The following is a 19,261-nucleotide window of genomic DNA, read 5'->3' as shown; positions in this document are numbered from 1 at the left end:
GCGGGCTCGCACGACTCGGGCGGATTTAAGTGTCTGCGCACCGCTTTTTCGCATATGAGTAAATCGTATCTGTCCGCTGGCGACGAGGTACCCGACGAGGAGGTCGTGCGGGTCGGACTCAACGGATTCGGTCGGATCGGCCGCAACGTCCTCCGCGCGGTCCTCGAGGACCCCCGGATCGAGCTCGCCGGGATCAACGACGTGATGGAGTTCGAGGACATGGGCTACCTCGCGAAGTACGACACCGTCATGGGGCGGCTCGACGGGATCGAGCTCGTCGACGACGAGCTGACGATCGGCGGCACGTCGGTGCCGCTCTTCAACGTTCAGGACCCCGCCGACCTCCCGTGGGACGACCTCGACGTCGACGTCGCCCTGGAGTGTACCGGCATCTTCCGGACGAAGGAGGACGCGAGCGCGCACCTCGCGGGCGGGGCCGACACCGTCGTCATCTCCGCGCCGCCGAAGGGCGAGGAGCCGGTCAAACAGCTCGTCTACGGCGTCAATCACGACGAGTACGACGGCGAGGACGTGGTCTCGAACGCCTCGTGTACGACCAACTCCATCACGCCGGTCGCGAAGGTGCTCGACGAGGAGTTCGGCATCGAGGCCGGCACCCTCACCACCGTCCACGCCTACACCGGATCGCAGGCGCTCATCGACGGCCCGAAGGCGAAGACCCGTCGCGGACGCGCCGCCGCCGAGAACATCGTCCCGACCTCGACGGGCGCGGCCGGCGCGGCACAGAAGGTCCTCCCGCAGCTCGACGGCAAGATCGACGGGATGGCGATCCGCGTTCCCGTCCCGACGGGCTCGATCACGGAGTTCGTCGTCGATCTCACGGAGGACGTGACCGAGTCGCAGGTCAACGACGCGTTCCGCGCGGCCGCCGACGACGGGCCGCTCGCGGGCGTGCTCGGCTACACCGACGACGAGGTCGTCTCCAGCGACGTCACCGGCCTCCCCTTCTCGAGTTACGTCGACCTCCCGTCCACCAACGTGATCGCCGACGGCGGCCTGCTCAAGATCCTCACGTGGTACGACAACGAGTACGGCTTCTCGTGTCGAATGCTCGATATGGCCGCGTACGTCCACGCGGAGTCGTAACCGCCGCGTTTCCCCGGAATTCACAACCCCTGCCGACGGATACACCGACACACCTAGTCTCACCCATGTCCACGTTCCAGACCATCGACGACCTGCCGGCCAGCTCGCGCGTGCTCGTTCGCCTCGATCTGAACTCCCCCATCGAGGACGGCGAGCCGCGGGACAACCGCCGGTTCGAGCGACACGCGCGCACGGTTCGCGAGCTCGCAGACGCCGGCCACCGCGTCGCCCTCCTCGCCCACCAGGGCCGCCCCGGCCGCGACGACTTCACGTCGCTTTCGGGCCACGCGGCGATCCTCGCCGACCACGTCGGCCGCGAGGTCGGCTTCGTCGCCGACACCTACGGCGAGGAGGCGCTCGCGGCGATCGAGGCGCTCGAAGCGGGCGACGTGCTCCTCTTAGAGAACACGCGGATGTGCGACGACGAGCTACCGGAGGCGTCGCCGACGGAGAAGGCCGACACCGAGTTCGTCCGGACGCTCGCGCCGCGCTTCGACGCCTACGTCAACGACGCGTACTCCGCGGCCCACCGCAAGCACGCCTCGCTGGTCGGCTTCCCGGTCGCGCTCCCCGCCTACGCCGGCCGCGTGATGGAGACGGAGTACGAGGCCAACACCGCGATCGCCCGCAAGGAGTTCGACGGCCCGGTCACGATGGTCGTCGGCGGGACGAAGGCCACCGACGTGATCGGCGTGATGGACGCCCTCGGCGACCGCGTCGACCGGTTCCTGCTCGGCGGCGTCGCCGGCGAGCTCTTCTTGCGCGCGGCCGGCCACCCGGTCGGCCGCGACCTCGAGGGGATGGACCTCTTCGACGAGCAGTGGGAGGCGACCCACGACACCGTCGAGGCGATCCTCGAGGAGCGCGGCGACGCGATCCGCCTCGCGATCGACCTCGCCTACGAGGGCGCGGACGGCGACCGCGCCGAGGTCCGCGTCGCCGACCTCGACGAGAAGACGGACGCCTACCTCGACGTCGGCTCCGACACCGTCGCCGACTACGGCCCCCTCATCCGCGAGTCCGACGCCGTTTTCGTGAAGGGCGCGCTCGGCGTCTTCGAGGACGAGCGGTTCGCGGACGGCACCGTCGGCGTGCTGGAGGCCATCGCGGAGACCGACTGCTTCTCGGTCGTCGGCGGCGGCGACACCTCGAGAGCGATCGAGCTGTACGGGCTGGACGAGGCGGACTTCTCGCACGTCTCCATCGCCGGCGGCGCGTACATCCGCGCGCTCACCGGCGAGCCGCTGCCCGCGATCGAACTGCTCCGGCGCGCGGACGACGGCGGGGCGTAGCCGCGCGTCGTCGATCCGTCCGTCGTCGATCCGTTGAGATCGCCTGTGAGTGATACGTCCGGGTCCGAATCCGGTCAACACAGGCGAAGCAACGAGCGATCGCGGTGGCGCGCCTCCGAGCGTCCGAAGGACGCGAGGAGCCCGCGAGGGACGCGGTGAGCGCTCGGAGAGCGCGAGCCGCGAGGCTGGGGAGGCGTGAGGTGTGGGGCGGTGCGGTCGGGTGGGACTCAAAGGGGCAGCCGGCTCCGGGAAGACGGCCGACGCAAGCACCACAGCGAACGAAGTGAGCGAGGAGCGCCGCGAGGCCCTCGACTGGAGCCGGCTGGGGCTTTGGACGTGTTCACCGCGCTAGCAACGATCTCATTCTTATCACCCCGATTACCACCGAAACATCCGTACGACAAGCACTCGAAATATAACGGCCGTTTCGTGCGGTCTCGTTCCGACCGAGAGACGGTCAACGGGGCCGCCGCCGACCGTTCCGCCGTTCCCGACGCTCAGTCGTCGCCGGGCGCGAAACTCGACGAACCGCCCCCCGCGGCATTCGCCGGCTCCGTCACCGAGTAGTAGAACATGATCAGCATCGAGACGATCAGCGCGCCGCCCCAGAGGAACCCGGTCGGCATGAGGAACGTCAGCCCGAACCCCTCACCGAGCCAGACGATGCCGGGGATGCCCCACTGACCGGCGACGAAGAGCGCGGTCACGGCGGTTCGTAGGGTCCCCGTCACCTCGAGCGCGGGGACGGCGAATCCCATCACGACCGCGAGGATGGAGAGCACGCCGAGGTGGGCGTGTCCGCCGATCATCCACGGCGGGACGGCGCTGCCGCCGGAGAGGATGACGAACTGGTGTAACCCGACGACCATCATGACTGCCAATCCGAGAAATCCGGACCCCTTCAGCGCACGTGTCATGGATTCGTCAGTGTCGATCCGTTGATTGTTTCATAAATCTTCTCCTACGAGAACCGATTTCCGCGAATCGGCCGATCGACGGATCGCCCCGTCCCGCCGAGGCGCGTTTCTCCGTTTACTCAACGCTTTTTCCGCTCGGCCCGGAGGGGACCGTATGGAGCCACTGACGACGTTCGCCGACAGCTCGCTTTCCGAGATCCGCCGCGACCTCCACCGACACGCGGAGGCCGGCTGGAAGGAGTTCCGTGCCTCGGCGTTGCTCGCGGCCGAACTCGAGGACCTCGGCTACGACGTGTTCCTCGGCGAGGAGACGGTCGACCCCGACTCGCGGATGGGCGTTCCGCCGGCCGACGAGGTCGCCGCGGCCCGCGAGCGCGCCCGCGAGGAGGGCGCGCCCGAGGAGTACCTCGACCGGATGGGCGACATCACCGGCGTGATCGCGACCCGGACGTTCGGCGACGGGCCGACGATCGGCCTCCGCACCGACATCGACGCCTTGGAGCGACAGGAGGCGATGGACGACGATCACCGACCGGCGGCGGAGGGATTCGCGAGCGTCCATCCCGGCGAGATGCACGCCTGCGGCCACGACGCCCACGCCGCGATCGGGCTGGGCGTGGCGCGCGCGTTCGCGGAGGGCGGCTTCGACGGCACCCTCAAGCTGTTCTTCCAGTCCGCCGAGGAGGGCGGCCGCGGCGGCAAGCCGATGGCGGAGTCGGGTCACCTCGACGACGTGGACCATCTGCTCGCGGTCCACGTCGGCCTCGACGAGCCGATCGGCACCGTCGTCTCCAGTTACGACGGGCCGCTCTCGAACGCCAAGCTCGACGTGACCTTCTCCGGCGAGCCGGCCCACGCGGGCGGCCAGCCGCACGCCGGCCGAAACGCCCTCCAAGCGGCCACGGCGGCGATCGGCAACCTCTACGGGATCGCCAGACACGGCGACGGCGCGACGCGGATCAACGTCGGACGGGTCAACGCCGACAACGCCCAGAACGTCATCTGCGAGGAGACCACGATGCGCGTCGAGGTCCGCGGCGAGACCCACGACCTCAACGAGTACATGCTCGGGCGGGCTCGGGAGGTCGTCGACGGCGCGGCGACGATGCACGACGTGACCTACGAGACGAGCCTCTACGGGAAGACGACGACGTTCGAGAACGACGCGTCGGTCGTGGATGTCGTCGAGACGGCCGCGAGCGCGACCGACTCGGTCGAGGAGGTGATAACGAAGGAGTTCGGCGGCAGCGAGGACGCCTCCTACCTGATCCGGCGCGTCCAGGAACGGGGCGGGACGGCGACGTACCTCGGCGTCGGCGGGGGCAACCCGGACGGCCACCACACGGCGTACTTCGACGTCGACGAGGCGTGTATCGACGTCGGCGTCGACGTGATCACGGACGCGGTCCGGCGGCTCGCGGCGAACTAGAGCGGATCGTCGCGGCGGGAGCGGTCCGTGACGTGGTCGACCACCCCGCCGTTCGCGGGGACGACTACTCCTCGTTGAGGTCGAGTTCGAACTGCTTGTTCTCGACGACCGCATTGAGCACGACGCTGGTGTTCGACTCGCGGATGTCGGCGTCGGTGAGGATCTCCTTGATCTGGTCGTTCATGCCGTCGGTGTCGGTGAACTTCCCGATCGCGATCACGTCGTAGTCGCCCGTGACCTCGTAGACGCTTATCATCTGTTTCTCCTGACGGAGCTTCTCGGTGACCTCCGGGAGCGCGCTTCCCTCCACTTTCAGCTGGAGGATGGCGGTCACGTCGAACCCGAGCTTGTCGTAGTCGACGATCGGACTGTACCCGCGGATGACCTCCTCGTCCTCGAGGTCCCGCAGGTGATTCGAGACCGTCGTCACGGAGACGTCGAGCTCGTCCCCGAGGCTGCGGAGACTGGCGCGACCGTTTCCGAGAAGCGAGTTCACGAGTTTGGCGTCGAGGTTTTCGTACGTCATTGGGTTCGATCACGGTTTGGGGGGTTTAGAATTTTACGAACGTCCACTACTGGCGGGGACTCGGCGGTTCATGCGTCAAGCGACAAGGCCTTTATACTGGCAGATAACGAGGTAACTGTCCAAAACATGACCGGCGACCACGCCAAACCGGACGGCGGCCTCACGGCCGAGGAACAGGCGGTACTCGACGAGATCGACGAGGAGAACGTTGACTTCCTGCGGTTGCAGTTCACCGACATCCTCGGCGTCGTCAAGAACGTCTCCGTACCGGCCCACCAGGCCGAGAAGGCGTTCACGGAGGGTATCTACTTCGACGGCTCCTCGATCGAGGGGTTCGTCCGCATCCAGGAGTCCGACATGCGGCTCGTCCCTGACCCCGAGACGTTCGCGGTGCTCCCGTGGCGCAGCAACGGCGACGACGACTCCGCCGCCGCTCGCCTGATCTGTGACATCGTCGACACCGACGGCGAACCCTTCGTCGGCGGCCCGCGGCAGGTGCTCAAGAGCGTCCTCGCGAGAGCCGAGGAGATGGGGTACACCGTTTCCATCGGCCCCGAGCCGGAGTTCTTCCTGTTCAAGACCGACGACGAGGGGAACGCGACGACGATCCCCCACGACAACGGCGGCTACTTCGATCTCGCCCCGAAGGACCTCGCGAGCGACGTCCGCAAGGAGATCATCTTCACGTTAGAGGAGATGGGCTTCGAGATCGAGGCCTCCCACCACGAGGTCGCCGAGGGCCAACACGAGATCAACTTCAAGTACGCCGACGCGCTCACCACCGCGGACAACATCGCGACGTTCCGTGCCGTCGTCCGCGCCGTCGCCGCCCAACACGACCTACACGCGACGTTCATGCCCAAGCCGATCGCCGAGATCAACGGCTCGGGAATGCACAGCCACATCTCGCTCTTCGACGAGGACGGCAACGCCTTCGCGGACGACGACGACGAGTTCAACCTGAGCGAGACGGCCTACCAGTTCATGGGCGGCATCCTGAACCACGCGCAGGCGTTCACGGCCGTCACGAACCCGACCGTGAACTCCTACAAGCGGCTGGTGCCCGGCTACGAGGCCCCGATCTACGTCGCGTGGTCCGACACGAACCGCTCGGCGCTGGTGCGCGTCCCCGACGCCGCGGGCGTCTCCGCGCGCTTCGAGGTCCGCAGCCCGGACCCGTCGTGTAACCCCTACCTCGGCATGGCGTCGCTCATCGCCGCCGGCCTTGACGGGATCGAGAACGACGCCGACCCCGGCGACCCGGTCCGCGAGGACATCTACGAGTTCGACGACGCCAAACGCGAGGAGTACGGCATCGACACGCTCCCGCCGAACCTCGGCGCGGCCGTCGAGGCGCTCGAGGAGGACGAAGTCATCCAGGACGCGCTCGGCCCGCACGTCTCCGAGAAGTTCGCGGAGGCCAAATCCCAGGAGTTCAGCGAGTACCTCACCCAGGTCTCCGAGTGGGAGGAGGACCGCTACCTCGAGACGTTCTGAGGCCGTCGAACGCTCCCGTTTTTTCGCCGCGTCGGCGCCGCCCAGCGATGCCCGGCGACGCGTCCGCGTCACCCGAACGTCCGGAGCAGTCCGAGGACCCAGCGGAGCCCCTCGGAGAGCGCGAACAGTGCGCCCTCGATCCGCGAGAGTCGGCGGCCGGTCCACAGCGCGGCGACCATCAGGACCGTCACGACCGCGAGCCACGCCCCCGTCTCCGCCGCCGCCCCGCTCACCGCGAGCGGTCGGAGCGCGGCCGCGACGCCCATGATCCCGAGGACGTTGAACACGTTCGAGCCGACGACGTTGCCGACGGACATCCCGACGTGGCCCTGCCGCATCGCGACGAGCGACACCGCGAGCTCCGGCGTCGACGTCCCCGCGGCCACGATCGTCCCGCCGACGACCCACGCCGAGATCCCGGCGCGTAGCGCCAGCGACGTGGCCGCCTCCACCATGAAGTGCCCGCAGACTAACACGAGGGCGAGCCCGCCGACGAGCAGGACCGCGTCGCGGCCGCGGAACCGGGCGTGATCGGCGAGCGTCTCCGTCACCCGCGAGTCGGGGTACTCCGTGACGATCGAGGGGTCGCCGCGCTCGTCGCGGAGCAGGTAGGCCGTGTAGGCGACGAAGCCGAGCGCGAGCGCGAGTCCCTCGGGGCGCGTCACGACGCCGTCGGCGACGGTCCAGACGCCCGCGAACGTCGCGAGCACGAGCGCGACCCCGTCGCGGTGGACCAGCGAGCGCTCGACGGGGACGACCCGGAGGAGCGAGACGACGCCGAGGATGAACGCGAGGTTGTAGACGTTGCTCCCGATCACGTTCGCGACCGCGACGTCCCCAAGCCCCGCGAACGCGGCGTCGATCGAGACGACGAGTTCCGGGGTCGAGGTCCCCATCGCCACGATCGTCAACCCGATCGTCAGCTCCGAGACGCCGAACCGGCGGGCGATGCGGACCACGGCGTCCACCAGCGAGCTCGCGCCGATCCAGAGGCCGAGGACGGTCGCGGCGATCACGGCGACGTTGACGAGGGGGCTACCGACCATCGATCGTGGTGTCGGTGCGGGTCGTGTTAAACAGCCGCCCGGATCCCGTCGAGTCCCTCTCGCGCGGCCGCCGGCAACGCGACCACGGCGACGACCGCGACGGTCGTGGCGACCAGCGTGACGGGAAGCGAGTCGGCGAGCGCGTACGCGCCCACCCAGAGCGCGCCGGTGACCGCGAGCGCCGGGACGGCGACCCCGACCGACACCGGCGGCTCGTCGCCGTCGACGAGCAGCCAACCGACCGCGCCGCCGACGCCGGTGGCGATCCCGATCCCCGCCTCGATCACCTCGCCGGGGTGTCCGCCGGCGACCGCGACGCCGGCCGCGACGACCGAGACGGCCGCCGCGAGGACGAACGCGGGGGTCGGGTCGAGCGCGGCGGTGGGGTCCCCGGAGGAGTCGCCGCCCGGCCGGAGCCGCGGGTCGCCGGCGAGCGCGAGCGCGCCGGCGACGACGGCCGCGCCGAGCAGCAGCCCGGCGATCACGTCGACGGCGTAGTGGACCTCGATGACGACCCGCGAGACCGCCACGGCGACCGCGATCGCGACCGCCGCGGCCACGCGTGTCCGACCCGTCCAGAGCCGGTCGTACGCGAGCGCTAACGCGCCGTACGCGGCCGCCCCGCCGGTGGCGTGGCCGCTCGGGAAGCCGAATCCGTCCGAGAGCACCTGGGCCTCGTACCACCCCGAGAGCAGGACGGGAAGCCACGTCGGCACGTCTGCGGGACCCGTCGCGCCCGGCGGCCGCGGGACCGCGAATCCGGCCTTCGCGACCGCGACGGCGGCGTACGCGCAGGTGACGACCGCGATGGCGGTCGCGCCGGCTCGTCGGGGCGACCCCGCGAGCCGGTCGTCGGCGAACCAGTAGCCCACCGCGAGCAGCGCGAACAGGAACCACGGGTCCGCGAGGTGGGTGACGGCCGCGAAGACCACGACGACGACCTCGGGGAGCGCGTCGGCGAGCGCGATCCCGCCGATCCCGCGCTCCGCGGAGACGAGCCCGGTCACGGTCCGGTCAGTCGTCTCCCCGGTTGCGCGCGTACTCGATCGCCTTTCCTGGGGTCTCGATCAGGTTGAGGCCGACGCCGACGAGGACGAAGAGGGTGTACAGCCCCAGCGTCGACAGCCCGAGGACGATCATCGCGGCGATCGCGTAGATCCCCTGGAGGAAGGTGAACGCCCCGAGCGTCAGGACCGTCCCGTACAGGAGGACGAGGTACGGTCCCCAGCCGCGAGCGTGGCCGCGACGCATCCGGGAACGGACGTAGCGTTTCAGCTCGGACTCCAGTTTCGGCTTGTCGACCGTTCGCTCCTCGACGTTCGTCTCGAACTCGTCGAACTCCGCGCGCAACTCGCCGAGTTCCTCCTCGAGCGCCGCGACGTCCGGTGCCCCGCGGGGGCGTTCCGCGTCGCCGGCGCCTCCGGAACCGTCCGACTCGCCGTTCATACCCGTGGGTCGGCCGCGGTCGTGTTGTAACTGCCGGTCCGACTCACGATCGTCGCGGTCGCGGTCGTGCTCGCCCGCGAGCCCGCCGTCGGCGTTCCGTCCGGCGACCGCGACGTTGATCACGCCACCGACGACGACGACGACGGCCGCGAGGTAGAGCCAGGTCACGAGGAGGAGGACCCCGCCGATGACGCCGTACACCTGGTATTGACCGGCGTTCGCGGCGTACACCTGAAAGCCGGCCTGGAGCAGCGTCCAGCCGCCGGCCGCGAACGCAGCGCCGGGCAGCGCCTCTCCGACCCCGATCGCCGGCTCCGGGAGCAGGTAGTACAGGGGGAGGAACACGACCGTGAGAACGGCGGGCAACGCGAGAATGCTCGCCGCCTCGACCGCCGGGATCGCGTCCACGGCCGCGAGGAACGTCCCCACGGCGACCATCACGCCGATGCCCACTCCGACGCCCACCACGACCGCGATCGCGTCCGTGACCTGTTCGCGGAAGCCGGGCGGCGACGCGTCGCCGTACAGCGCGCCGAAGGCGGTGTCGAGCCCGCGGAACACCTTCAGCGTCGACCACAGGAGGACGACGATCCCAAGCATCCCCGCGCCGGTCCGCCCGCTCGCGGAGGAGACGGCCGCGGCGACGGCCTCCTCGCCCGCGGGCGTGAGGAAGTCGCCCGCGACCGCGGCCAGCTGGACGGCGATCGCGTCGCCGAACACCGCGCTCGCGACGACCACGAGCAATAGCAGGGCGGGGACGAGCGAGACGAACGCGTAGTAGGCTATCGCGGCCGCGAGGAACGTCACCTGTCGGTCGAACGAGATGTCGACGACGCGACGGACGGTGTCGACTGCGGCTGTCTGGCGGCGGGACACGTCCGGGGTTCGGACGACGGAACCAAAAACGCGCCGGGCTCGATCGGTTCCCTCGCTCGGAGGCGCTCCTCTCGCCGACCGGCTACGCCCCGTCGCCGAGGACCGCCTCGCGCATCTCCGGGATCGACGCCGAGGACTTGACCGCCGTCCCGCGGTAGTGGGCGCGGCTCGCCTCGTGGCCGGCCGCGCGGAGCCGCTCGACGAACTCCTCCATGCCGATCGCCGGCTCGCCCCACTGTTTGTACAGCCGGTGTTGGTCGTAGTGGGTCGGCGTGTCCAGCTCGCGGGCGACGGTTCCGAGCAGCTTCCGCGCCCGTTTCGCCTCGCCCATGTCGTCCGTGACGCGCTCGCGGACCGCGCGGGCGAACTCGACGTCCGCGACCGGCCCCAGCCAGATCGGCCCCGCCGTGAGCACGCGGTCGCCGTCACAGACCGGACAGGCGTCGACTGGATCCGCGATCAGCCCGGCGGTCGCCTCCCGCCAGAGGCAGTCCTCGCAGTTGTCGACGTACCCCAGCTCCCCGACGGCGTCGTCGGCCGCGCGTGCCCCCGACTCGAGCTCGAGGTACGTCCGCGCGTAGTGCCGTGAGACGTGCGAGAGGATCGGCCGCGCGGCCTTGTCGTACCGCGCGGCTGTCCGGACCAGCGCCGAGACCAGCGTCCGGAGTCCCATCTCCGGGTGGTAGTCGGTGTTGCGCGGCACCGCGCCGTACTTGCGGATCCCGCTGTTGAGGTGTGCGCCACACAGCGGCGCGGTGTCGGTGGCGGTGACGCAGACGAGGTTCCGCCCGTTCGCGAACGCGGCGTCGGCGAAGGGGACCGGCGTCCCGTACGGGTCCAGATCCACCACGTCGAACGGTCCCTCGTCGTACAACAGGGCGTTGACGTCCCGGCGGACGGCCTCTCCCTCCAGACCGTTCGCCTCGAGGTTCCGCTCGGCGAGGTCGACCGCGTCGGCGTCGACGTCGGCGCAGGTCACGTCGTACCCTTCGGCGGCGGCGCGAACGCCTCGGACCCCCGAAGCGGCCATCGCGTCGAGGTACGTCGCCGCGCGCGGCTCGCGGTCGCGGTAGGCGCGCAAGGCCGCGACCGTGACGTCCCGGTTCAGCTCCTGTGTAGGGTTGAAGAAGACGCCGCCGCCGGTCCCCTCGCTCGCGCCGTCTCGGGCCTCTGGGACCTCGACCGTGACCCCGCCCTCCTCGATGTCCATGCGTCGGCTTCGTCGATATGGGACAAAAGGGCCGCGTTCCGGGCACGGTAGGGGAAGGGATGGAGGGGCGGCGGAGCGTAGCGGCGAACGACGCGACCGAGCCGGAACGTTGAGACCTGGTTAGTTGTACCTCTGCGATTCAATCACCGGTCGGTCAACCTCTTCATTATCGCTTCGACAACCCTCCTGTGTTTTGAGTACGTCAATTAATCAGTTATACGAAAGCTGGTAATTTCTCATCGCCAGTAGCCGGTGTGTGCCCCTGTGAGCGCGCCACTGCTGCCGCGTCATCGGGAGTAATCAGTCACGACTGCCCGACTTCAGATAGCCAGATAAAATAGCCGACGTGGAAGCACTCGATCGTCAGACCGAGTGTGTACACATCGTGTTACTCGTTGCCGAACATCTGGCGCATCATCGGGTGCATCTCCATCAGCTGCTCCTCTGCGATCTCCTCGTACAGCTTGTACGTGATCGAGACCGCGAGCAGCAGACCGGTTCCGGAGACCTGGCCGATGGTGCCGAGTAAGTTCGCCATCACGGCCAGCAGTCCGACGAGCGCCCCGCCGATGACGGTCACCTGCGGGATGTACCGCTCCATGACCTTCTCGACGACCTGTGGATTCCGTCGGAAGCCGGGGATCTGCATCCCGGAGTTCTGGATCTGTTGGGCGGTCGCCTCCGGCCCCATGCCGGTGGTCTCGACCCAGAAGATCGCGAAGATCGCGCCGCCGACGACCATGAACGTGAGGTCGATGAGCAGTCGGACGGCGATCATCCACGGCTCGACCGACGCCGGGATCTCTCCGAGGAACCACATCCACTCGGTCCGCGCCTGGATCGGGTTCAGGTAGTAGAACAGCCCGGAGAGGGGCTCGCCCCGGTCACTGTACTCGCCGAGCCACGTCGGCATCCCCGCCCACTGCGAGGAGAGGATCTGCCCGAGGAACTGGACGTTCGCCTGGAGCGCCCGGACGAGGATCATCGGCAGCACGGACGCGTAGATGAGCTTCACCGGGAACCGTCCCCGAGCGCCCTTCACGCGGGCGTGCGACAGCGGGATCTCGACGCGGACCGACTCCGCGTACACGACGATCCCGAAGATGAACACCGTCGTGAACAGCGCCAGGACGTTACCGGGCGCGAAAAGCAGGTTCTGGAGCCCTTCGGCCGTGAACGGCGACAGCGAGACGGGCACGTCGCCGAAGACGATCCCGTACCAGCTCGCGAAGAAGCCGGTCGCGCCGAGCGCGGAGAAGCTGAAGAACCCGCCGACGATCTGCTGGCTCACGGCGGCGATGATGAACAGCCCTACGCCGGAGCCGACCCCCCACTTGCTCACGATCTCGTCCATGAACAGGATGAGGATGCCGCCGACGAAGATCTGTGCGAATATCAGGGCTTGAACGCCGAACTCGCCGATGCCGAGCGCCTGTCCGACGGCCTGATCGGCTGGAAGGAACTCGCCGGTGAACACCATGGGTGCGGCCGTCAGCGCGGTCACGATGACCACGAGCAGCTTCTGGAGGCCCTGATACAGGACCTGGTCGCGCGGGTCGTCGGTGTCGAGCCCGAGCAGGTTCGCGCCGCCGAGCAGCTGTAAGACGATCGACGCGGTGACGATCGGCCCGATGCCGACCTGTAACAGCGATCCCTGCTGGCCGGCCAACACCGAGCGGAACTGCCCGAAGAAGTCGCTCCCCTGTTCGGCGGCGAGGCCGAACGGATTGATGTTGGTCAAAAAGAAGTAGACGAGCAGGATCCCCGCCGTCCACATGAGCTTGCGCCTGAACGGGACGTGACCAGCGGGCCGCTCCACGACGGGCATCCGCGAGAGCACCGGTTCGGCGACCTCCTTCCAACTCATCGTTACGCCTCGTCAGTCTCGTCGTCGGAAGTGTTTTCTGATCCGTCCGACGCGGTCTCGGCGCGCTCGGAGAGCGTCGCCTCGCCGCCGGCGGACTCGATCCCCTCGACCGCCCCGGCCGTGAACGCGTCGGCGGTGACGCGGAGCTCGCGGCGGACCTGTCCGCCGCCGAGCACCTTCACCACGTCGACGTCGTACCCGTCGTCGACGACGTCGCGGGCGTCGATCACGTACGCGTCACCGTCCTCCTCGGCGAGACCTTCCGCGACGTACAGCGCCGCGTCCTCGTCGAGCTTCTGGGCTTTGACCTCGAGGACGTCCGTCTTCGAGTCCTCGGGACGCTTGAAGCCGTGTTTGCCGAGCGGCCCGTAGTTGTGGTACTCGTGTTTCGAGCGACCGGCCGCGCCGCGGCCGCCGCGGTGACCTGCGCCGCGCCGGTTCTTGTGCGTGCCGCCGCCGTGCGTCCGGGAGCCGCGCTGTCGACGGTTCTTGTCCGTCATCGCATCGCCTCCAGGAGCGCGTCCATCTCCTCCGTGGAGTGGCGACCGAGTTCGCCACCCTCCACGATCGGGTGTTTGATGCCGTCGTGACCGCCACGCGGGGCGTGAAGACGGAGCGTCGGGGAGAGGCCCTGCTCGCGCAGCGTCGTCTCCTCGTCGACGATCGCCTCCGCCAGCGCCGCCACGTCGTCGTAGTCGGTGTGCTCCGCCACCCACGCGTCGTCGACGTCGGCGTCGCCCTCGAGGGGCTCGCCGCGCCGCTCGATGGTGGCCGCCACCGTCTCGACGCTCGGCTCGCCGAAGGCGACGAGGTCGTTCACCTTCGTGATCATGCCGCGGTAGGAGTCGGTCTCCGGAACGAACGTCGCGTGGTTGACGCGCCCGACGTTCAGCATGTCGAGCGTGTCGACGACGCCCTCGTTCACGTTGACCTCTCCGCGGAGCTGAACGATCGCCTGCATCACTCGCTCACCTCGTCGTAGTGGACCTGGCGCGCGTGCTGGGGCGTGCGGGACTGCGCCGCGTTCTCTAAGGCGTTGAACGTCGCCTTCGCGAGGTTCACCGTCGTCCGGGTGTTGCCGTCGGAGTTCGTCCAGGCGTCCTCGACGCCGGCAAGCTCCAAGATGTTCCGGACCGTCTCCGCGGCCGCGAGGCCCAGTCCCTGTGGAGCGGGCTTGATCTCGACGGTGACGGAGCCGGCCTTCCCCTTCGCCGTCCGGGTCAGCGAGTTCGTGCCGCCGGGCTGGTCCTCCCAGGACCCCGAGCCGCGGTCGACCGCGATGATGTTCAGCTTCGCGACGTCGATCGCCTTCTGGATCGCGCCGCCGACCTGGTCGTCCCGCGCCTGTGCGTAGCCGAGGTAGCCGTCGCGGTTGCCCACCGCCACGACACACCGGAACTTCACGCGCCGGCCGGAGTCGGTCATTCGCTGGACCATGTTGATGTCCAGCACCTCGTCTTCCAGCCCCGGAAGGAGCTGGTCGACGATCTCGGCCTCCTTCAGCGGGAGGCCGGAGTCGAGCGCCTGTTCCATCGACGTGATGTCGCCGTCCTGTACCTTGCGGCCGAGCCGCGTTCGCGGTTCCCAGCCGTCGTTGTGTCTACTCATGGTCCTCCTGTAGCTCGTCGAGCACGGAGTCGAAGTGCTCGGGTAACTCGCCGGCGTCGAACTCCCCGCTGTACAGCGGCTCGTCGAGCTGATCGGCGTACGCGGCGATGTGCTCGCCTCGCGTGCGCGACCAGTCGGCCAGCACGTCGTCGTTGTGGGGGATCTCGAGGCCCGCGTCGATAGCTCCTTCCTGTACCGCGAACGTCTTGTTGCCGGGCGTCGCCGTGTTGAGCCCGATGTCGAGGACCGCCTCCTCGAGGCCGGCCTCGACCGCGCGAGCGCCCGCGAGGTACCCCGTGAGGTACGCGCTGGGGAGGTTGCCCGTGGGGGCCTCCCAGCCGTACTCCGCGAGGTCCTCGCTGGAGGCGGCCGCGTGGGTCTCGTCGCCGTCGGGTCCGGGGGTGACCAGCTGCGCCCTGACGTGAGCGTTGCTCACCCGGGCGACCAGGCGAGGCTTGCCCGATTTCAGCAGGCGCAACCTCTGGTGGTAGTCGGTCCGGACCTCGCGGCGGCGCCGCATCGGCACCTTGTATCGTGGTCCTGTCGCCATTAGTCGTTCACCTCGTAACCGTACTGCGTCCGGATGTACGCCTCCAGCCGGGCGACGTCCTCGAACTCTCCGCCGCTCGCTTTGTTGTACAACGTGCGGTACTCCGTGGCGTCGAGGACGTCCTCCTCGTCACGCAGTTCCTTCAGGCGCGCCCGCTGTGCGCGGATCCGCGCCTTCCAGTCGTCCTTCGTGTTCTGTCGCGCGCCGGCCTTCCCCTTCCGGGATCCGGCACCCTTCTTGTGGCCGTACGAGCGCTTCTCCGCGCGCTCGCGGGCCCGACCGCGGGAGTTCGTCTTCGCGTCCTTCGCGCGGATCGTTCCCTGGTCGATGAGCTCGCGAACGTCCTCGCGGGTGATCGCGTCCTCGATCTCCTCCTGGGCGTCGGGGTCGAGCCAGACGCGGCCCTTGCCGACGTCGAGCTCGTCCGCGGCCAGTCGCTTCTGGGCTTTCAGGTCACTCATCGTTCACCTCCACCTCGACGTAGGTCGGGTTCAACACGCGGATGCCGCGCTCCTCCGCCTCGTCCTCGATCAGCTCGCGCTTCCGACCGCCGACCTTCGAGGCGATCCGCACCGCCTGCGTGTCGCCGTCGACGCCCTCGAGGTCGTCCGTGTTGTGGACGCGGACCTCCTCGAAGCCGCTCGGGTGGAGATCGCGCGACGCCGTCGGCGAGCGGAAGCCGGCCTCGACGATCGGCCCCTTCGCTTTCATGCGACGGCGCTGCTTGGAGAGCCCGCCGCGCGGCTTGCGCCACGACGTCGGGATCCGCTTCTTCTTGTGGTAGTCCTGCCGGTTGAACTGCGGTTTCCCCTCGCGGTGCTTCTGTGCGAGCGCGCGAGCGGTCTCCTCGTCCAGTTCCGGCGTTTTCTCGGCGTGGCCGCGGGGACGAAGCTCAGTCTCGACCGCCTCGTCGGAGTCGGCCGCCGCGGCCTCCTCCTCGTCGGTCTCGTCTTCGATCTCCGCTTCGGCCTCCTCGTCGACCTCCAGGCCGCCGACGTCGGCTTTGATCCGCGCGGCGAGCGCGTTTCCGACGCCGTCGACCTCCGAGAGCTCCGACTGGGAGGCGGCCTTCACGTCCTCGACCGTCTCGTAGCCGGCCGCTCGAAGGGCGTCCGCCTTCGAGGGACCGACGCCGCTGATGTCTTCGAGTTCCTCGGCCATGTCAGGCACCTCCGGCCGGTTTCTCGACGATGTACACGCCGTCCTGGAAGACGCGCGTGTCCTTGTCGGTCACCTTGGTCAGTTGTTCGATGTCGGCGGCGGTCTGTCCCACGGCCTCCTTGTCGGAGCCCGAGAGGGTGACCGTCTCGCCGTCTACCTGTACGTCCGTGTCTCCGCGGATCGGAGTGCGTCGCTGCGCCTTCTCGCCGAGGAAGTTCTCGATGACGACTTCCTCGCCCTCCACGCCGACCTGCATCGGGAAGTGGGCGTAGTACACTTCCATCGTGTACTCCCATCCCTCGGTCACGCCGTGGATCATGTTGGAGACGTGGCTCTCGAAGGTGCCGACCGTGGCGTTCGTCTTCGCGTCCTCGTTCTCCGAGGCGATAACGACCGCGCCGTCCTCGACCGACACCTCGATGTCGGGGTACCAGAGGCGTCGCGTGACGCTCCCGTTGGGGCCCTCGACGGTGAGTTCGAGGTGATCGGTCTCGGCGGAGACGTCGTCCGGAATCTCGATTTCGACTCTGTTCATTGTTAGTAGACGTATGCGATCACTTGGCCGCCGATGCCCTCTTCGCGGGCCTCGTAGTGGCTCATGACGCCGTGGCTCGTCGTGACGACCAGCGTCCCGTAGTCACGGGCGGGGAGGTATCGCTTCTCCCACTTCTCGAAGTCGTCCGCACCCGCGGAGTAGCGGGGCTTGACGGCGCCACATTCGTTGATCGCGCCTTTCAGTTCGACCTCGAACTTCCCGGCTTTCCCGTCGTCGACGTACTCGAAGCCGTCGACGTACCCGCGGTCGTAGAGGACCTCGAGGACGGAGCCGATGATGTTCGAAGCGGGCTCTACCGTGTACGACAGGTGGCCAACGCTCTCGGCGTTGTCCACGCCGGCGAGTGCGTTGGCGAATGGATCGTTTCCCGTCATGATCAGCTGTACTTCTCGAATCCCATGTCTCGAGCGACCTCGCGGAAGCACTGCCGGCAGAGGTTGATGTCGTATTTCCCGACTAACCCCTGCTCGCGGCCGCACCGCCGGCACTCGTGTTCCTGGCCGGTGCGCTTCGCCGCGTGCTCGCCCGTCTCGTTGTTCGCTTCGCTCATTCCGTTACCTCAACGTCGAAGTTGGTTTCGAGGAACGCGATGGCGTCCTCGGCGGTCATCCGGTGGTTCGACGGGATCGAGCGGGTCACCTTGTCACGTTTGGAGACGCGGTAACCCGGTCGGACGATCGTCGTCGTCACGTCGAGCCCGTAGATGCCGATGTTCGGGTCGTACTCCTGGCTCGGGAAGTCGGTGTGGTCGTCGACCCCGAAGCTCAGGTTCCCCGTGTCGTCGAACTGGCTCGACGAGACGTCGACCAGTTCGAGTGCCGTCTCGAGGAACGCGTGGGCGTCCTCGCCGCGCAGCGTCACCTTGACGCCGATCGGGTCGCCCTTGCGGATCCCGAACTCGGCGATGGTGCGCTTGGAGGTGGTCCGGACCGACTGCTGGCCCGTGACCTCCTCGATGATCTCCTCGGCGTCCGCGAGCGGCTCGCCGCCCTGCCCGACGCCCATGTGGACGACGACCTTCTCCAGGTACGGCTCGCGCATCTCGTGGGACGCGCTCTCGGCGTCACTCATCCGTGTCACCCGCCTCGTCGGCGTTGGAGTCGGCCGCCGCGTCCGCGGCGTCCTCGTCGTCGGTGAAGTTCTCGTCGATGACGACGACGTACTCCTCGACCGTCTCGTAGCGGTCCTCGCCGTCGCCGACGACGACCGTGTTGGAGCCGGAGCCGAGCGTGACGTCGATCGTCTCGATCTCGCCGATCTGACCGGCGTGCTGGCCGGCGATGGCGGTGACCAGGGAACCCTCCTCGTACTCGAAGTGGGCGACGATCTCCTTCGACTCGTTGTCGATGACGATCGAGTCCTTGGTGTCGTACTCGGTGTCGGCGTCCACGCGGACGTTCGTCCCGTCGTGGAGCGTCAGCTGGACGTCCCCGCCGGGGACGACAGCCTTGTTCGCCACCTTCCCGAGCCGGCTGCCCGCGGACTCCTCGTCGACGGGGGTCAACGCGAGTCGGCCCCCCTCGTCGGGGAACACCCGGAAGTACTCCCCGCGGACGGGGAACGCCAGGATGTCGAACATCCCGATCGGACGCTGCTCGTCCGACACCGCGTCCCCGTTCACGAGGACCGAGTCGTTGTTCAGTGCGTAGCGCGCCTCCTTCGTCGAGTCGACGTAGCCGAGCACGTCCCGCAGCAGGACGACGAGCGGGACGCCAGCCTCGCCGTGCGGGCCTGCGCCGGCCTTCACGGTGAACGTCTGGGTCTTCCGCTCGACCGGCCAGGAGTTCGGTACCGCCAGTCGTTTCTGATGTCGCGTCATTCGTTGTCCTCCTGGAGCCGCGCCTCGCGGCGGTCGTCCGAGAGGTCCAGCTCCGTCACGCGGACGTTGCTCGCCGGGATCGGACGGGGAGCCTCTTCCCCGTCCGCTCGCTCGACGGTGACGTCCTCGACGGTGATCCGCTCGGCGGACAGGTCCACCGAGAGGACCTCCGCTTCGGTCCCCGCGGCGTCGCCGCGGAGCACTTCGACGGTGTCGCCCGCGTTGACGCGGACGCTCCGCTGGCCGTACTCCTCGCGGAGCTCGGGCGTGAGCGGGGATCGGACCTTCCGTTGTCGCTCGTGAAGCGACGCGGTCTCCGACTGTTTTCGTTGTTTGCGTGGCTGTTTCGTCATG

At 68.5% G+C, this 19,261-nt stretch carries 23 protein-coding genes; 4 read left to right on the top strand and 19 right to left on the bottom strand.

All coding sequences use genetic code 11. From position 1 onward, the window contains the following. Window positions 1–54 precede the first annotated feature (54 nt). Together gap and NO889_RS01155 are read left to right on the top strand one after the other, a co-directional pair. Window positions 55–1,107 carry a type I glyceraldehyde-3-phosphate dehydrogenase gene (gene gap / locus NO889_RS01160; protein ID WP_256410419.1) on the top strand — a complete coding sequence of 351 codons (1,053 nt, stop codon included), beginning with the start codon at window positions 55–57 and terminating at the stop codon, window positions 1,105–1,107. 65 nt (window positions 1,108–1,172) lie between these two features. Then, a complete protein-coding gene (locus tag NO889_RS01155; protein WP_256410418.1) occupies window positions 1,173–2,399 on the top strand; it encodes a phosphoglycerate kinase in 1,227 nt (408 codons plus the stop codon). A 497-nt stretch (window positions 2,400–2,896) separates the two neighbouring features. On the opposite strand, the gene NO889_RS01150 is transcribed toward NO889_RS01155, so the two are convergent. Further along, complete coding sequence (locus NO889_RS01150; RefSeq protein WP_256410417.1) at window positions 2,897–3,316, bottom strand: DUF8059 family membrane protein; 420 nt, start codon at window positions 3,314–3,316, stop codon at window positions 2,897–2,899. Between the two features lie 154 nt (window positions 3,317–3,470). Between NO889_RS01150 and NO889_RS01145 the strand changes: the two genes are divergently transcribed. Beyond that, window positions 3,471–4,745 (top strand): amidohydrolase, encoded by a 1,275-nt coding sequence (locus NO889_RS01145; protein WP_256410416.1) that lies wholly within the window; start codon window positions 3,471–3,473, stop codon window positions 4,743–4,745. Between the two features lie 64 nt (window positions 4,746–4,809). Here NO889_RS01145 and lrp read toward each other — a convergent pair whose 3' ends face one another. After that, window positions 4,810–5,271: an HTH-type transcriptional regulator Lrp gene (lrp, locus tag NO889_RS01140; RefSeq protein ID WP_256410415.1), complete on the bottom strand. Its 462-nt coding sequence runs from the start codon at window positions 5,269–5,271 to the stop codon at window positions 4,810–4,812. Window positions 5,272–5,397: 126 nt separating this feature from the next. On the opposite strand from lrp, the gene glnA reads away from it, so the two are divergent. Beyond that, window positions 5,398–6,768, top strand: coding sequence for a type I glutamate--ammonia ligase (gene glnA / locus NO889_RS01135; RefSeq protein ID WP_256410414.1), 1,371 nt, complete (start codon window positions 5,398–5,400; stop codon window positions 6,766–6,768). A gap of 68 nt (window positions 6,769–6,836) precedes the next feature. Here the strand turns inward: glnA and NO889_RS01130 are convergent, their stop codons facing one another. From NO889_RS01130 to rplX, 17 genes are all read right to left on the bottom strand, one after another. Then, the gene (locus tag NO889_RS01130; protein ID WP_256410413.1) at window positions 6,837–7,814 is read right to left on the bottom strand and encodes a calcium/sodium antiporter; all 978 of its coding nucleotides are present in this window, start codon (window positions 7,812–7,814) and stop codon (window positions 6,837–6,839) included. A 26-nt stretch (window positions 7,815–7,840) separates the two neighbouring features. Beyond that, window positions 7,841–8,821: a phosphatase PAP2 family protein gene (locus NO889_RS01125; protein WP_256410412.1), complete on the bottom strand. Its 981-nt coding sequence runs from the start codon at window positions 8,819–8,821 to the stop codon at window positions 7,841–7,843. Between the two features lie 7 nt (window positions 8,822–8,828). Further along, window positions 8,829–10,136: a YihY/virulence factor BrkB family protein gene (locus tag NO889_RS01120; protein ID WP_256410410.1), complete on the bottom strand. Its 1,308-nt coding sequence runs from the start codon at window positions 10,134–10,136 to the stop codon at window positions 8,829–8,831. Between the two features lie 82 nt (window positions 10,137–10,218). Beyond that, the gene (locus tag NO889_RS01115) at window positions 10,219–11,346 is read right to left on the bottom strand and encodes a tRNA (guanine(26)-N(2))-dimethyltransferase (protein ID WP_256410408.1); all 1,128 of its coding nucleotides are present in this window, start codon (window positions 11,344–11,346) and stop codon (window positions 10,219–10,221) included. A 388-nt stretch (window positions 11,347–11,734) separates the two neighbouring features. Then, window positions 11,735–13,213, bottom strand: coding sequence for a preprotein translocase subunit SecY (gene secY / locus NO889_RS01110; RefSeq protein ID WP_256410406.1), 1,479 nt, complete (start codon window positions 13,211–13,213; stop codon window positions 11,735–11,737). Window positions 13,214–13,215: 2 nt separating this feature from the next. Beyond that, on the bottom strand, window positions 13,216–13,713 hold the full coding sequence (locus NO889_RS01105) for an uL15m family ribosomal protein (protein ID WP_256410404.1): 498 nt from the start codon (window positions 13,711–13,713) through the stop codon (window positions 13,216–13,218). Continuing rightward, window positions 13,710–14,174 carry a 50S ribosomal protein L30 gene (locus tag NO889_RS01100; RefSeq protein ID WP_256410403.1) on the bottom strand — a complete coding sequence of 155 codons (465 nt, stop codon included), beginning with the start codon at window positions 14,172–14,174 and terminating at the stop codon, window positions 13,710–13,712. The genes NO889_RS01105 and NO889_RS01100 overlap by 4 nt, the downstream gene beginning before the upstream one ends. Beyond that, window positions 14,174–14,821 carry a 30S ribosomal protein S5 gene (locus tag NO889_RS01095; protein WP_256410402.1) on the bottom strand — a complete coding sequence of 216 codons (648 nt, stop codon included), beginning with the start codon at window positions 14,819–14,821 and terminating at the stop codon, window positions 14,174–14,176. Before NO889_RS01095 ends, NO889_RS01100 begins: the two co-directional genes overlap by 1 nt. Further along, window positions 14,814–15,371: a 50S ribosomal protein L18 gene (locus NO889_RS01090; RefSeq protein WP_256410401.1), complete on the bottom strand. Its 558-nt coding sequence runs from the start codon at window positions 15,369–15,371 to the stop codon at window positions 14,814–14,816. The genes NO889_RS01095 and NO889_RS01090 overlap by 8 nt, the downstream gene beginning before the upstream one ends. After that, window positions 15,371–15,832, bottom strand: a complete 462-nt coding sequence (locus tag NO889_RS01085) for a 50S ribosomal protein L19e (protein ID WP_256410400.1) — start codon at window positions 15,830–15,832, stop codon at window positions 15,371–15,373. The genes NO889_RS01090 and NO889_RS01085 overlap by 1 nt, the downstream gene beginning before the upstream one ends. Continuing rightward, the gene (locus tag NO889_RS01080; RefSeq protein WP_256410399.1) at window positions 15,825–16,532 is read right to left on the bottom strand and encodes a 50S ribosomal protein L32e; all 708 of its coding nucleotides are present in this window, start codon (window positions 16,530–16,532) and stop codon (window positions 15,825–15,827) included. The genes NO889_RS01085 and NO889_RS01080 overlap by 8 nt, the downstream gene beginning before the upstream one ends. A 1-nt stretch (window position 16,533) precedes the next feature. After that, the gene (locus tag NO889_RS01075; RefSeq protein ID WP_256410398.1) at window positions 16,534–17,067 is read right to left on the bottom strand and encodes a 50S ribosomal protein L6; all 534 of its coding nucleotides are present in this window, start codon (window positions 17,065–17,067) and stop codon (window positions 16,534–16,536) included. Window positions 17,068–17,069: 2 nt separating this feature from the next. Further along, the gene (locus NO889_RS01070; protein WP_142987147.1) at window positions 17,070–17,462 is read right to left on the bottom strand and encodes a 30S ribosomal protein S8; all 393 of its coding nucleotides are present in this window, start codon (window positions 17,460–17,462) and stop codon (window positions 17,070–17,072) included. Between the two features lie 2 nt (window positions 17,463–17,464). Continuing rightward, on the bottom strand, window positions 17,465–17,638 hold the full coding sequence (locus tag NO889_RS01065) for a 30S ribosomal protein S14 (RefSeq protein ID WP_256410397.1): 174 nt from the start codon (window positions 17,636–17,638) through the stop codon (window positions 17,465–17,467). Further along, the gene (locus tag NO889_RS01060) at window positions 17,635–18,159 is read right to left on the bottom strand and encodes a 50S ribosomal protein L5 (RefSeq protein ID WP_256410396.1); all 525 of its coding nucleotides are present in this window, start codon (window positions 18,157–18,159) and stop codon (window positions 17,635–17,637) included. The genes NO889_RS01065 and NO889_RS01060 overlap by 4 nt, the downstream gene beginning before the upstream one ends. Beyond that, window positions 18,152–18,907 (bottom strand): 30S ribosomal protein S4e, encoded by a 756-nt coding sequence (locus tag NO889_RS01055; protein ID WP_256410395.1) that lies wholly within the window; start codon window positions 18,905–18,907, stop codon window positions 18,152–18,154. Before NO889_RS01055 ends, NO889_RS01060 begins: the two co-directional genes overlap by 8 nt. Further along, window positions 18,904–19,260, bottom strand: a complete 357-nt coding sequence (gene rplX / locus NO889_RS01050; RefSeq protein WP_256410394.1) for a 50S ribosomal protein L24 — start codon at window positions 19,258–19,260, stop codon at window positions 18,904–18,906. Before rplX ends, NO889_RS01055 begins: the two co-directional genes overlap by 4 nt. Window position 19,261: the final 1 nt, after the last annotated feature.

The organism is Halorubrum rubrum (assembly GCF_024494685.1).
In the GTDB taxonomy this organism is placed as follows: domain Archaea; phylum Halobacteriota; class Halobacteria; order Halobacteriales; family Haloferacaceae; genus Halorubrum; species Halorubrum rubrum.
This window is presented reverse-complemented; position numbering and strand designations above follow the sequence as displayed.

Bases quoted from the DNA above. Each gene is read 5' to 3' on its own strand.
- NO889_RS01080 (WP_256410399.1), bottom strand. From the start codon at position 16,532: ATGGCCGAGGAACTCGAAGACATCAGCGGCGTCGGTCCCTCGAAGGCG.
- NO889_RS01055 (WP_256410395.1), bottom strand. From the start codon at position 18,907: ATGACGCGACATCAGAAACGACTGGCGGTACCGAACTCCTGGCCGGTC.
- NO889_RS01085 (WP_256410400.1), bottom strand. From the start codon at position 15,832: ATGAGTGACCTGAAAGCCCAGAAGCGACTGGCCGCGGACGAGCTCGAC.
- NO889_RS01070 (WP_142987147.1), bottom strand. From the start codon at position 17,462: ATGACGGGAAACGATCCATTCGCCAACGCACTCGCCGGCGTGGACAAC.
- NO889_RS01115 (WP_256410408.1), bottom strand. From the start codon at position 11,346: ATGGACATCGAGGAGGGCGGGGTCACGGTCGAGGTCCCAGAGGCCCGA.
- NO889_RS01145 (WP_256410416.1), top strand. From the start codon at position 3,471: ATGGAGCCACTGACGACGTTCGCCGACAGCTCGCTTTCCGAGATCCGC.
- NO889_RS01065 (WP_256410397.1), bottom strand. From the start codon at position 17,638: ATGAGCGAAGCGAACAACGAGACGGGCGAGCACGCGGCGAAGCGCACC.
- gap (WP_256410419.1), top strand. From the start codon at position 55: ATGAGTAAATCGTATCTGTCCGCTGGCGACGAGGTACCCGACGAGGAG.
- secY (WP_256410406.1), bottom strand. From the start codon at position 13,213: ATGAGTTGGAAGGAGGTCGCCGAACCGGTGCTCTCGCGGATGCCCGTC.
- rplX (WP_256410394.1), bottom strand. From the start codon at position 19,260: ATGACGAAACAGCCACGCAAACAACGAAAACAGTCGGAGACCGCGTCG.
- NO889_RS01105 (WP_256410404.1), bottom strand. From the start codon at position 13,713: ATGACGGACAAGAACCGTCGACAGCGCGGCTCCCGGACGCACGGCGGC.
- NO889_RS01155 (WP_256410418.1), top strand. From the start codon at position 1,173: ATGTCCACGTTCCAGACCATCGACGACCTGCCGGCCAGCTCGCGCGTG.
- NO889_RS01075 (WP_256410398.1), bottom strand. From the start codon at position 17,067: ATGAACAGAGTCGAAATCGAGATTCCGGACGACGTCTCCGCCGAGACC.
- lrp (WP_256410415.1), bottom strand. From the start codon at position 5,271: ATGACGTACGAAAACCTCGACGCCAAACTCGTGAACTCGCTTCTCGGA.
- NO889_RS01130 (WP_256410413.1), bottom strand. From the start codon at position 7,814: ATGGTCGGTAGCCCCCTCGTCAACGTCGCCGTGATCGCCGCGACCGTC.
- NO889_RS01100 (WP_256410403.1), bottom strand. From the start codon at position 14,174: ATGCAGGCGATCGTTCAGCTCCGCGGAGAGGTCAACGTGAACGAGGGC.
- NO889_RS01095 (WP_256410402.1), bottom strand. From the start codon at position 14,821: ATGAGTAGACACAACGACGGCTGGGAACCGCGAACGCGGCTCGGCCGC.
- NO889_RS01090 (WP_256410401.1), bottom strand. From the start codon at position 15,371: ATGGCGACAGGACCACGATACAAGGTGCCGATGCGGCGCCGCCGCGAG.
- NO889_RS01150 (WP_256410417.1), bottom strand. From the start codon at position 3,316: ATGACACGTGCGCTGAAGGGGTCCGGATTTCTCGGATTGGCAGTCATG.
- glnA (WP_256410414.1), top strand. From the start codon at position 5,398: ATGACCGGCGACCACGCCAAACCGGACGGCGGCCTCACGGCCGAGGAA.
- NO889_RS01060 (WP_256410396.1), bottom strand. From the start codon at position 18,159: ATGAGTGACGCCGAGAGCGCGTCCCACGAGATGCGCGAGCCGTACCTG.